Source organism: Halostagnicola sp. A-GB9-2, from assembly GCF_030068615.1.
Lineage (GTDB): Archaea > Halobacteriota > Halobacteria > Halobacteriales > Natrialbaceae > Halostagnicola.
In genome coordinates this window covers 69,248-81,789 of the sequence record NZ_JASJOC010000007.1, presented here as the reverse complement: position 1 = coordinate 81,789, position 12,542 = coordinate 69,248, and the positions used below count along the sequence as shown (strand labels likewise).

Annotated in this window: 9 protein-coding genes; all 9 read right to left on the bottom strand. The window is 60.7% G+C overall.

All coding sequences use genetic code 11. The features are described 5' to 3' along the window. The 9 genes from QNM96_RS16605 to QNM96_RS16565 all read right to left on the bottom strand — a co-directional run bounded on the left by QNM96_RS16605 (nt 1) and on the right by QNM96_RS16565 (nt 12,491). Nucleotides 1–1,101 carry a Gfo/Idh/MocA family oxidoreductase gene (locus QNM96_RS16605; RefSeq protein WP_283837748.1) on the bottom strand — a complete coding sequence of 367 codons (1,101 nt, stop codon included), beginning with the start codon at nt 1,099–1,101 and terminating at the stop codon, nt 1–3. A gap of 103 nt (nt 1,102–1,204) precedes the next feature. Beyond that, entirely contained in the window at nt 1,205–2,539 is a 1,335-nt protein-coding gene (melA, locus tag QNM96_RS16600) for an alpha-galactosidase (RefSeq protein WP_283837747.1), read from the bottom strand. Between the two features lie 51 nt (nt 2,540–2,590). Continuing rightward, the gene (locus QNM96_RS16595) at nt 2,591–4,660 is read right to left on the bottom strand and encodes a beta-L-arabinofuranosidase domain-containing protein (protein ID WP_283837745.1); all 2,070 of its coding nucleotides are present in this window, start codon (nt 4,658–4,660) and stop codon (nt 2,591–2,593) included. An 82-nt stretch (nt 4,661–4,742) separates the two neighbouring features. Continuing rightward, complete coding sequence (locus QNM96_RS16590; RefSeq protein ID WP_283837743.1) at nt 4,743–7,103, bottom strand: alpha-L-arabinofuranosidase; 2,361 nt, start codon at nt 7,101–7,103, stop codon at nt 4,743–4,745. 277 nt (nt 7,104–7,380) lie between these two features. Further along, on the bottom strand, nt 7,381–8,532 hold the full coding sequence (locus tag QNM96_RS16585; protein WP_283837741.1) for an ABC transporter ATP-binding protein: 1,152 nt from the start codon (nt 8,530–8,532) through the stop codon (nt 7,381–7,383). Between the two features lie 121 nt (nt 8,533–8,653). After that, on the bottom strand, nt 8,654–9,316 hold the full coding sequence (locus QNM96_RS16580; protein ID WP_283837740.1) for a hypothetical protein: 663 nt from the start codon (nt 9,314–9,316) through the stop codon (nt 8,654–8,656). Between the two features lies 1 nt (nt 9,317). Then, nucleotides 9,318–10,193, bottom strand: a complete 876-nt coding sequence (locus tag QNM96_RS16575; RefSeq protein ID WP_283837739.1) for a carbohydrate ABC transporter permease — start codon at nt 10,191–10,193, stop codon at nt 9,318–9,320. Next, a complete protein-coding gene (locus QNM96_RS16570) occupies nt 10,186–11,169 on the bottom strand; it encodes a sugar ABC transporter permease (protein ID WP_283837738.1) in 984 nt (327 codons plus the stop codon). The genes QNM96_RS16575 and QNM96_RS16570 overlap by 8 nt, the downstream gene beginning before the upstream one ends. After that, nucleotides 11,166–12,491, bottom strand: a complete 1,326-nt coding sequence (locus QNM96_RS16565) for an extracellular solute-binding protein (protein ID WP_283837737.1) — start codon at nt 12,489–12,491, stop codon at nt 11,166–11,168. Before QNM96_RS16565 ends, QNM96_RS16570 begins: the two co-directional genes overlap by 4 nt. Between the last annotated feature and the right edge of the window lie 51 nt (nt 12,492–12,542).

The window sequence follows — 12,542 nt, the reverse complement described above, 5'->3', positions numbered from 1 at the left end:
TCACTCCTCCTCCGCCGGTTCGGGCTGTAGTTGGCCGGACTCGACCATCGCCTCAAGCGGGTTGTCCTCGATCTCGAGCGGGAGATCGACGCGACCGCGTCGACGGGACGACTCCCAGGCTGCGAAGATGAGTTCGGTCGCGTTCAGCGCGTTTCCAGCGCCGAGTTCGGACTCATCTCCCGTCTCGAGGGCGTCGACGACGTCGTCGATTGCCCGTTCGACGAGCTCCCACCCGTGGAGGCCTCCCTCGGTATCTACGGCCGTCCAGTCTTCGTCCCCGGCGCGTCGGATCCGAAGCGATGGAAGGTCGTCATCACCAGCGGGTCCAACCTCGATCGTTCCGTCGGTTCCGATCAACCGGTTGTGACAGCCGACCGCTCCTGCCGGACCGCCGTCGCCGGTTGCGTCACTCGTTCCGAACCCGTGAACGCCGTTCTCGTACTCCCAACAGACGAGCGCTTGATTCTCGTTGTGCGCCCCGAACTGCACGTTTTCCTCGCGGTAATCCACCTGCGCCATCACCCACTCGGTCGCGGCTTCGTCGTTGAAGTAGTTACAGAGATCGAACGAGTGAGAGCCGTAGTCGAAGATCCCGATCGGTGCCGAGAACTCGATTCGCTCGAGGTCGCCGATTTCGCCCTCGTCCAGGAGTTCCTTCGCTCTCCGGACGGGATCGCTGAACCGCCGCTGGTGATTGAACGTCACCTGAACGTCGTAACGGTCGGCTTCTTCAACCATCTGCCGAGCGCCGCCGTACGTGTCGTCCATCGGCTTCTCGCAGTGAACCGCGTCGACGACTCCCGATCGAACGCAGTCGATGACGATCGAGTCGTGAACGGCCGGCGGCACGCACACTGAAACGATATCCGGCTCGACCGTTTCGAGCATCGCGCTGTAATCTTCGAAGATCCGGTCCTGCCCAACGGAGAATTCGTCCGCGAACGCCTCGGCATTTGCACGAACGAGGTCGGCACACGCGACGAGTTCGCAGTCCTCGATCGATTCGTAGGCTTCCGCGTGGCGATACGCCATGGCGTAGCCGTCACTGCCGGGATTCTCCGGTTCGGAACCCGTTCCGATAACGGCGATTGTGTAGGCCATACGGACCGTTCAACGTCCGTGATTATACACTTTGTGCAAGACCCACACGGCTAACTGTGGTTACGTGGTCGGCTGTAGCCACGTGGATGACTGTCGGTTACACTTACGCGTACTCGGGAACGTATTCCGCGTTCGCCTCGAGCAGATCGTCGACCATTCCGTCTATTTCCTCGAGCGTACAGACTGCGGCCGTCAACGGATCGAGTTTCAGCGCCTGCCGGAGCGTCTCCTCGTCGGGCTCGAGTGCGGCATCGACGGCGAGTGACTGGACGTTGACGTTCGATCGGTTGAGTGCGGCGAGTTGGGGCGGAAGTTCGCCGACTGCGCATGGGTGAACGCCCGTTCTGTCGACGTGACAGGGGACTTCGACGAGCGCGTCGTCGGGAAGGTTCGTGATCAGCCGACCGTCGTTCGGAACGTTGAGGTTCATCCGACGAGGTTCGCCGGTCTCGAGGGAATGGATGATCCGTGCGGCGTACTCGCCCGACCGCGAGAGCGAGCGATCCATCTCGGTTTCGTCGAACTGATCGGCGTGGTCGAGTGAACTCCACTGGTCGAAGTACTCGCCGGTCGGGAGCCAGCAGACGGGGGAGTATTCGAACTCGTCTTTGTCTGGATCGTAGGCGCTCGCCCCGACGAGTCGCTCGATTTCGTCGGTGTCGTGGCGAAAGTACGGAAGGTACTCGCTCAAGTGGTGACTCGACTCCGTGATGAACGACCCGAAGTGATCCATCACTTCGAATCGAACGATGTCTTGGGCGTAGATTTCCGGATCCGTCATCGCCTCCTGAAGCTCGGGATAGAGATCCTGGTCGTCGCGTTCGATCTCGAGGAACCACGCCATGTGGTTGATTCCGGCGACCCAGTACTCGAGTTCCTCGAACGGGACGTCGACGTAGGATGCGATATCGTGAGCCGTGCCGACGATACTGTGACAGATCCCGTAGACGTCGATGTCGGTCTCTTCGTCGATGGCCCTACAGACCATTGCCATCGGGTTCGTGTGTTGTAAGAGCGGCGCGTCCGGACACAGCACCTCCATATCGCGGGCGATGTCGACCATCGTCGGGATCGTCCGCTGTGCCCGGAAGACGCCACCGGGACCGAGCGTGTCGCCAACGGACTGGTTGACGCCGTAGCGCTGTGGAATGTCGATCTCGTTTCGGACCGGTTCGACGCCGCCGACGTGGATCATCGTGATGACGTAGTCCGCATCCTCAAGGGCTTCCCGCCGATCGGTCGTCGCTTCGACGGTCGCGGGAAGGTCGTGTTCGTCGACAAGGACGTTCGTCGCGGCTTCGATCCGCTCGAGTCGGTCGCCGTCGATGTCCATCAGGCTGAGCGTCGAATCCTGTAGCGCCGGAAACGAGAGTACGTCACGGACGAGCGTTTGCGTGAACGTGTGGCTTCCAGCGCCGATAAACGCGATTTTCACCATTAGTGAAAAGTTGTCATCCCTCACAATAAACGTGTGGATAGTCGGTTGCGTTCAGCGGTTGGAGGACGTTCCGCGAATCCAGACGGCCATTTCGCCGGGGGCTCGGTTGTCCCAGAGGAAGTACGGAACGGCAGTTACAGACTCCGTCTCGTCTCTTACGTCTTCGTCAGGCTGGTACAGCGGCGGTTGCGCTTCGATATCGGCCTCGACGGGAGTTCCCGATTCCCTCACAGGCTCGCGCTCCGAGTCCCATGGCTCGAGCGACGGCACAGTCGCCTCACAGTCGATGACGACAAGGTCCGATCCGTTTACGCCCTCGAGCGAATCGCCGATTTCGTCGCCACCACGCGAGTCGAAGCCGCGGTCCAGCTCGAGACTGTACTGGTCGAGCGGGCGGTCGTTGTCTACCCCTTCGAGACAGTACACCAGCGGCCCTCGAGTGAGCGCGACGCGACCGCAGTTTTCGCCGACGGCGGGATGGGTTCGCATCGGGACGACCGATTGAGCGAACGTCGCCTCGACTCGATCGTCGTCCCATTCGCGTTCGATCGTGACGTACTCGCCGTCGTCACTGGATAGCACGTCCTCGTTCATGCTGATTGGTTCTCCATTGACGCGAACGGTCGCGTCGGAACACCAGCTCGGTACCCGGAGTTCGAGCGAGAACGTCGTCGGCTCCGCGGTTCGTACGTCGATAGTGACGTCTTCGCCCCACGGAAACGCCGACGTCTGCTCGAGTTCGACCGCGCAATCCTCGACCGTCGTCGAAACCGTACTCCCGATGTATTGGTTGACGTAGAGCGAATCCCCGGAAGCCGCGTACAGATACTCCTCGAGGGAGGCGAGCAACCGCGTGACGTTTGGCGGACAGCATGCGCAGTCGAACCACCCTCGGCGGTGATGGTCGCCGCTGCTCTCGAGACGATTGTCGTAGAAGAACTCGGTCCCGTCAACCGAGACGCCCGAGAGGACGCCGTTGTACAGCGTTCGCTCGATCAGATCGGTATATTTCGCGTTTCCGGTGAGTTCGAACAGTCGCTGATTCCAGAAGAGACTCCCGATCGCCGCACAGGTCTCGGCGTAGGCGGTTTTGTTGGGGAGATCGTAATCCTCCGTGAAGCGCTCGCCGTGCTCGCTCGAGCCGATCCCGCCAGTGACGTACATGCGCTTTCTCGTCATGTTCTCCCAGAGCGTCTCGAGCCGTGTGACCAGATCCCCGTCTCCGGTTTCCGCAGCGATGGCCGCGACGCCAGTGTAAAAGTACACCGCCCGAACGGCGTGGCCCTCGATCGTTTCCTGCTCGGAGAGCGGAGCGTGCGCTTGCGCGTACTGCCCGTCGTACTCGCCGTCCTCGTAGAAGGCACCTCGAGCGTCCGTCGCGATGCCGCCATCGTCGGGATCGTAGCCGGCAATATTTTCGACGCGTTCGAACTCCCGCTCGAAGCGATCCGCCCTGCCGCGCCGGTCCACGAACGTCTTCGCGAGGTCCACGTATCGATCCTCGCCCGTGACGCGAGCGAGTTTCACCAGAGCGAGTTCGATCTCCTGGTGGCCCGGCGAACCGTCGATTTCGTCGTCGACTCGCGAGTCGATGTGATCTGCAAATCGCGTCGCCACGTCCAGCAGCGATCGATAGCCGGTCGAGCGATAGTTTGCAACGGCCGCCTCGATGAGGTGGCCCGCACAGTAAAGCTCGTGCATCATGTTGAGGTTCGTCCAGCGCTGTTCGGGCTCCTCGAGCGTGAAGTAGGTGTTGAGATAGCCGTCTTCGTCCTGTGCGCCGGCGACGAGGTCGATGGTTTCGTCGACTCGATTCTGGAGTTCGTTTCGTCGCGCGTTGCTACGATCGTCACCGCGATTCGAGTCCTCGCCTGCCAGCACGTAGCTTGCGGCCTCGAGCCACTTGTAGGCGTCCGAATCGGCGAACCACATTCCCTCGAACCCGCCGGTTTTTCCGTCGGCGACCCGCCGGAAATTCTCGAGACAGCCGCTCGATTCGAGCTGTTCGTACTGGTACTCGAGGGTTACCTCGCGGTTCGTCTCGAGCCACGAGTTCCAGAACTGTTCGTCGATCGTGACGTCGGTCAGGCCGATTGACTCGGCGTGGGGGAAGTCTTCCATTGGTTCGTTAACACGTTGAACATCCGTAACGTTTCGCCTTCTGGCAATCTCCTTGAGTCGCTGCGAACCGCCCCGAACCGTCTTACGCGTCGATTCGAATGCGTGCGACTGCGGAGGGATCGAGCGGTATCGTCAACGAGCCGTCTTCAACCGTCGATTCGTGTTCGTCGATTTCGTACCCCTCGAGATCGTCCCAGTCGTACCACGCGTCGGGAAACTCACCGACTCCCTCCTGCGGGTCGTGCGGGTCGTCCGTCGGCCGCTGGATAATCACCTCCGCCTCCGCACCGTTGAACGGCTCTGGCACCTCGAGGGTCACGGATGCGTCCTCCCGAAGGTTTCGGTTGGTGAGGAACGCACAGAACGCGTCTGTTTCCGGCGTCGCCATCGACGTCGAGTCGACGTAGGAAACGTCGTCCATCGCTCGGATTCGGTAGCCGGTCTCAGGGATGTCGCGCGTTTCGCTGTCGACGCTGGTTTCGATCACCTCCCACTCTTCGTCTCCCTCGAACGCACTCGCGTACAACCGGAGCGTGTACCCGACCGGCTTCAACGGGTTCGGATTCGCCGGGTGCTCGACGTGTTCCGGCGGAAACATTCGAACCGGGAGGTGGGTGTGACACCCTCTCCGCACGTGGTCGCTTTCCCGAATGAACGCGTTGTACATTCCCGCGACGTACGACGCCCCGGCCATCGTGGGCATTCCGGGCCATGGATCGCCCTCGGCGACCGTCGGGTACAGCCCCCACTCGCCGACCATGATGTGGGTATCCTCGAGGCCGGCTTCCGCTGCTTTCTGCGCGGTTTCGGCCAACAGCTCCCCGAACTGGGTCGGGAACATGATCAGCACCTCGCTGTAGTCGATGCCGTCCGCGTCGTGTTCGTCTTTCCACTCCTCGACGCTCCCCGAGTCTTCCTCGCGGATTCCCCAGTTGTACCGATGCATGCCGATTCCGTCGAGGTACTCGCCTGCGATTTCGAAGAGCGCTTCGTTCCACTCCCGTGGATCGGGCAGTTCCGGATCGTCGTATTTCGGATCCATGCCGTCCGGGATGATTGTAATCGAGTCGTCGACCTCGAGCATCGCCGCGGCGAACTCCGTCACTCGCTCGGCGAACAGCTCCGGATCGTGGGTGCCGCCGGCTTGCCATCCGCCCCAGACTTCGTTGCCGACCTCCCAGACCTCGACATCGAAGGGTTCCTCGTAGCCATGCGCCGCGCGAAGCGCGCCGTATTCGGTGTCCACGTCACCGTTACAGTACTCGACCCAGTTTGCGGCGTCCTCGGGCGTTATCGGTTCTGGGGGCTGAAACTCCCGCTCGTCGTCTTCGTCGACGGTCACACCGACGGTAATCGTCGCCTCCACGTCCGTCAATTCGCAAAATTCGACGTACTCGGCCGTCCCCATCTGGTTGGTATCGAGCCCGTCCCAGACGACGTTCGGCCTGATCGGACGGCCTTCGAGCGGACCGATCCCGTCTTCCCATTTGTACGTGCTGGTGACGTTCCCGCCGGGCCACTTCAGGAGGCTGACGTTGCGGTCCTCCATGAGATTGACCGTCGTCGGATTGAACTTCCCGTTGACGGCATCGTCCGGCATGAGCGAAACCCAGTCGAGATCCACGTGGCCCGTCCCTTCGGTGACGATTTCGAGAACGTATTCGCCGTAGGGCGACTCGATTTCGTCGAGCGATCCCCCCTCGAGTTGACTCCCGCTTTGGTCGTGCAACTCGAGTTCGATCTCCTCGTATCGATCCCATTCGTCGGCGAGATCATCGATCACTACGCTCGCCAGTTCATCGCCATCGGGGGCGGTCAAGCGGACCTCGAGGTCGTCGATACCTTCGGCTCTGGCCGAGACGGCGAACTCGTAGGTGAGCGTTCGCCAGTCGGGGAGGACGAGTTGTTGACGAATTCCGCATTTACCATCTTCCGGGATGATTCGCTGGTGGGTGTCCCTGTGTTCTTGACCCACTTCCGGCCAGCCGCCATCGGACTCCCACGTTCCGTAGCCGCGAACGCCTCCCTCGCCGGGCCGTTCGAGAGTTACGCTCTCACCCAACGGTTCCCACGGAAACGGGACGTCGTCGTATTCGCCGATCTGGTCCATTCCGTAGACGTGCGAGTCGTTTCCGTGAATCTGGGGCCAGTCGACGAACGAGGTGTTTGTCACGTGTTCCGCGTAGATACCCGGATATATCTCGTGATAGCCGTAGTGTTCGGCGAACCGACCGAACAGCGTCTCAGGAACCGTTCGATCACCGCGCTCGTCGTCATTTGCCGTCACCGTCGCTTCCATCGGCTCGTCCGCTTGTTCGTCGCCGTCTGACCTGAAATCGGTGCAGCCGGCCAGTAGACCGGTCGCGGCCGCGCCGTTCAGAGCGAGGTACGTGCGGCGGGAGCACGCGCTACTCGAGTCGGTGTGATTGTTATTGGTAGCCACGCGTATTATTGCGTATTGCGAGATAATAATAGTACTGATTATAGATGTTGGATTATGGGTTACAACTGAAGAATCCGACCGAATCACTCGCTGTTCGTCTCCGTACCGAAACCACGATTTCACACTCTGTTCGAGTGACGATCCCCTCTGCGTTCGAAGCCGCCGCCTCTCGACGTGTCAGAACCGCTATCCGGCAAGCGATCGTCGCGGTGTCGGCTGAAACGCATATGGGCCAGTAATCGGTTCCCGTTCGCGAAATACGTCCCTGAGCCGCTACCTACGTCTTGGACGCCGACGACGCGCTCGAGGCGGTCGCTTCTATCGAGACGTCTTCCCCTTCGTCGAGTAGCAGGTTTTGCTCGCTATCGATGTCGAAGACGTGGATGTCCGACACGTCAAACGTTGCCTCTACTGCGCCCTGAGCCGTAATTTCCGTGCTACTCTCCGTTCGGACGGTGAGTTCTGCACCGTCGCGCTCCAGGTAGACGTACGTGTCGCTCCCGGCGGGTTCGACGACGTCTATCTCTGCGGGAATTCGGCACTCATCGGTTTCATCCGCAATTGACAGCGCCGCGGGTCGAATCCCTAGCCGGAGCCCGGATCCCGACCGTCCAGTTTCGATCCGATCCGCCATTGCCGCCGGAAGATCGACGCTAAACCCATCGCCAACGAGCGCCCCCTCGTCGTAGCTTACCTCGAGGAAGTTCATCGTCGGACTCCCGATGAAGCGTGCGACGAACAGGTTTGCTGGTTGCTCGAACACTTCCTCCGGCGTTCCGACCTGCTGAAGATCGCCCGCGTCGAGGACCACGATTCGGTCACTCATCGTCAGCGCCTCCTCCTGATCGTGCGTGACGTACACCGTGGTCGTCTCGAGATCGTCCTGAATCCGCTGGAGCTCAGTGCGCATGTGGAGTCGGAGCTTCGCGTCGAGGTTCGAAAGCGGCTCGTCCATCAGGAAGACTTCGGGGTCCCGAACGATTGCACGGCCGGTCGCAACCCGCTGTTGTTGGCCGCCCGAAAGCTCGCTTGGGCGCTTGTTCAACAGATCCTCGATCCCCATCATCTCCGCGGCTTCCTCGACGCGTTCTCTCACGTCGTCTTTGGGAAGATCGCTCGTGAGCTTTAACCCGTAAGACATGTTCTTTCGCACGTTCATATGGGGATACAGCGCGTAGTTCTGAAAGACCATTGCGACCCCTCGATGCTGTGGGGGAATCTCGTTGACCGGTCGATCGCCGATCGCAATCGTTCCGCTCGAGATCTCCTCGAGGCCGGCGATCATGCGCAACAGCGTCGATTTCCCCGACCCCGACGGGCCGACGATAGAGACGAATTCGCCGTCTTCGATGGTCAGATCGAAGTCGTCGACCGCGATAATTTCCTCGTTGTACACCTTCCGGACGCTCTCGAAGCTGATATCGCTCATTGGTATTGTGTGTATTGGTCGCTAGTGTCTTGTTTCTTCGGTCGATGCTCATTTCGCGTTGGGTGGGCGAAGCTGACGGCCGCCCACTCACCTACGGTCGATCGATTCGTGCTCGGAGTGTTCATGGCGTGATCGTCCTCACAGTCGAGTGGTCGGTTGATCGTCTCTGCGGTCGATCCTCGCCGTAGAGGACCACGTGATAACTAAAGGCGACTCCGGCGAAGATGAGGACGAACGCGACCATTAACAGGATCGTGACGATCGCAACGGCGGTCGTGAGCACCAGCGTCGTCAGGCTGAGCGTCGGACGACCGGCCGTCCACGTGCGAGCGGTTCGAAGGGAATCGCCCATCGACGCCCCACCGGCCATCGAGACGAATGTCGGAATGAGCATGATGACGGCGTACATCCCCGCCGTAACGCCGAGAACGCCGAGCGCGCCGAACTGAAGCGCTCCCGTAACGGTGTACTGATAGAGGTACAGCGAGCCGATAACGGTGAACACGGCCGGTAGGAGACCGAGGGCGGCGGCGTTTGCGCCGTTCGTTTTGACGACGTGACGGACGTGAGCCCGATCGATCGTTCCCGCCGGACTCGAGCGCATCGACTGGATCGCGGCGTAGGCGGCCAGCGTTGCCGGGCCGGCGGTGATAACTGGGAGCGACGCGAGGAACCAGCCCACGCTCACGACGATAAGCCGGTGGATGTTCTGGAAGACGAACCGGCCGGTATCACCGACAGCTGACATGAACCGTTCGCCGTCCGAATCGATGGTCGCCGACACGTTATTTCACCGTCCCTTGTAATGCGACCGCTTTGAACAGGTAATCCTGCATCGCCAGGAACAGGATCAAAAGCGGCGCCGAGGCGATGATCGCGCCGGACATCACGAGCCCCGGATCGGTCACTTCCTGGGTCTCGAGGGTCACGAGGCCGATCGGGAGCGTGTACATCGCCTCGTTCTGGAGGATGATCAGCGGCCAGAGAAAGGAGTTCCACAGCCCGATGAACGAGAACAGTCCCAGCGCGGCGATCGCGGGGAACTGCATCGGGACGGCGATCCGGAAGAAGATCCGGGTCGTCGAAAAGCCGTCGAGTCTCGCGGCTTCCTCGAGTTCCTCGGGAATGTTCTTGAAGAACTGGTAGAGCATGAACACGCCGAAGACGCCGGCCGCGTACGGGAAGATGATCCCCAGCAGGTTGTTCACGAGCCCGAGCTCGGAGACGATCGCGTAGATCGGAATCAGGTTGACGGCCGCGGGAACCATGAAACTCGCGAGGATGATTCCCATCACGATTCGTCGACCCGGCCACTCGAGTCTGGCCAGCGCGTAGGCGGCCATCGAGTCGACGAGGACGACGACGAGCGTTCCGACGGCCGCGAGGGCAAACGTCGCGATCGTCCACGAGACGACGGGAGATTCGAACAGGATCACGCGATACCACTCGAAGGTGACGTCCGTGGTCAACCAGTGCGGACTGGAGTCGTAGATGAGGTATTCGGGTTTGATCGACGTCGAGGCCATCCACACGTACGGAACCAGGAACAGCCCTGCAAAGCCGTACAGTCCGAGGTGGAGGACGACGGATCGCACCTGACTTTTACTGATTTCGATGCCGCCAATTTCGTAGCCGCGCGCGTACTGTGTTTCGTTACTCATTGGTATCACCCTCGATGACTTCCCCCTCGACCCGAGACGTGTACCCCTCGAGCAGGTAGTAGTTCGCGACCGAGATGACGAATAGGATCACGAACAGGACGTAGCCGATCGCCGCGGCGTAGCCGAAGTTCTGGTTGCCGAAGGCCGCCTCGTAGAGGAAGACGACCATCGTCTGGGTGTTCTGTCCGGGGCCGCCGTCTGTCATGATGAAGATGATCTCGAACACCTGGAACGATGCGATCAGGGACGTGATCATGACGAACAGCAGCGCGTGTTTCATCTGGGGGAGCGTGATGTCCCGGAACATCTGCCACGTGCTCGCTCCGTCCAGTCGTGCCGCCTCGTAGAGGCGTTCGGGGATCCCCTGGCGGGCGGCAATGAAGATGACGAAATTGACGCCCATGCCGCCCCACAATGAAGCGATCACGACCGCCGGCATCGCGTACGTGTGGGAGTTCAGCCAGTTCGGCGGGTTCTCCATGATGAAGCCGAGATAGTAGCTTATCGGACCGTACGTCGGCTCGTACAGTTGCATCCAGATGAGCGCGACGACGGCGACCGTGAGCATGCTCGGACTGAAAAACACCGTCCGGAGGAACCACTTGCCTCTCACGTCTTTGGTGACAGCGAGTGCGAGCACGAGCGGTACCGTAATGACCAGCGGAACGATCATCAGGGTCCACAGGAGGCTATTGGTCAGGGATGTCCAGAACACCGGGTCCTCGAACATTCGCGTGTAGTTGCTCAGTCCGACGAACTCAGACTGGCCAATGAAGACCGGATCCCAGTTGAACAGGCTGATGTAGAACCCGTACGCGAGCGGGAAGAGGAGGAACAAACCGAACAGTGCGAGAAACGGGCTTGCAAACCCGATACCCGCGAGGCTTTCTCGAGCCGAACGACTGTCGGAGACGAACGGCAGTCGCTCGAGCAATCCCTTCGGTCGGTCGGTGTCGGCTGTTGAACCAGTACTCATAGTGTCCACTCTCGTTCTTCCTCGATGATCCGGTTCGATCGTTCTGCGGCGTCTTCGATCGCTTCTTCGGGTTCCATCCGATGTGAGTACAGCTCGCCGAGGTTTTCGTTCAGCGGCTCCCACCACCGGTCACCGAACTCGGTTCGGGGTGGATACGCGAGAGCGTCGTCCGCAGCCATTTCCTGTAGCGGCCCCTGGACTTTCCAGGACTCTGCTTCCCGCAGCGTATCGGATTCGGTCGCGGCGATGCTCCCCGGCAGGTGACCGCCGTTCAACGCCCATTCCTCGATGTATTCGGTCGTCAGTTCCCTCGTGAACTCGATACCTGCATCGGTTTCCACGCTCGTCGAAGAGTGGCGTAGCTCAGGTACCGGGACCGAAACGAGGTGCGTGTCCGCACGGGTAACGACCTGTTCGACGTCCGGGGCGATATTCGGTTTGAAGTAGCCCCAGTCGAACTCGGCGCCGGCCGCGACCGGATACGCCCACGTTCCTTCGTAGACCATAGCGACGTTTCCACCGCGCCAGCCGTCCAGACCGGCGGCCATATCGGTGTGGTCCCACCCCCGTTCGCCGATTTCGTAGAGGAACTCCGCGGCTTTGATTCCGGCTTCCTCGTCGTATCTCACCGCCGTGTTATCCTCGTTGATCATCTGTCCGCCGTACTGGCGGAGAAACATGAAGAACTCGCTGTCGATAATCGCGGACCGAAACGCGTAGGCGTCGGTGTTTTCGACGATGGCGTCGCAGGCATCTGCGAACTCGTCGTAGCCGTCCGGCGGATCTTCGGGGTCGAGCCCCGCTTCCTCGAAAAGGTCCTTGTTGTAGTACATCCCCTGCGGGTGGGCGTCCATCGGAATCCCGAGTTGTTCGTCGTCGTACTGGCCGCTTTCCCAGATTGCTTCAGTGTACTCGTCCTCGAGATCGGCGAACTCGTCGCTCAGATCCATGAAATAATCGTTGTACTGACCGAGCACGCTTCCGTGGGTGATCGTCAGGTCGGGTGCGTCGCCGCCGGTGAACGACGTGTACAAGCGGTCGTAGTGGTCGTCCGGCGGAATTCGCTGCCGATCGATAAACGTTCCACTGGCGTCTTCGTTGTACGATTCGACGATCCCCTCGAGCGCCTCGCCGTCACCACCGCCGAACCGCTCCCAGAACGTGACGATGGTATCGTCGCTCCCGGCCCCGTCCGGAACGGCACCGCCGCCGGTAAAGAGGCCGATGCATCCCGACAACGAGGTCAGTCCCCCGGCGCCGAGACCACCTAAGACGGTCCGACGGCTGAGGGATCTATCCCCATGAGTGGCTCTGTCTGCCATGTCGGTAAGATCATATCCATAACACATAAGTATTTGGTTTATCGACTGATA

Bases quoted from the DNA above. Each gene is read 5' to 3' on its own strand.
- melA (WP_283837747.1), bottom strand. From the start codon at position 2,539: ATGGTGAAAATCGCGTTTATCGGCGCTGGAAGCCACACGTTCACGCAA.
- QNM96_RS16575 (WP_283837739.1), bottom strand. From the start codon at position 10,193: ATGAGTAACGAAACACAGTACGCGCGCGGCTACGAAATTGGCGGCATC.
- QNM96_RS16595 (WP_283837745.1), bottom strand. From the start codon at position 4,660: ATGGAAGACTTCCCCCACGCCGAGTCAATCGGCCTGACCGACGTCACG.
- QNM96_RS16585 (WP_283837741.1), bottom strand. From the start codon at position 8,532: ATGAGCGATATCAGCTTCGAGAGCGTCCGGAAGGTGTACAACGAGGAA.
- QNM96_RS16570 (WP_283837738.1), bottom strand. From the start codon at position 11,169: ATGAGTACTGGTTCAACAGCCGACACCGACCGACCGAAGGGATTGCTC.
- QNM96_RS16605 (WP_283837748.1), bottom strand. From the start codon at position 1,101: ATGGCCTACACAATCGCCGTTATCGGAACGGGTTCCGAACCGGAGAAT.
- QNM96_RS16565 (WP_283837737.1), bottom strand. From the start codon at position 12,491: ATGGCAGACAGAGCCACTCATGGGGATAGATCCCTCAGCCGTCGGACC.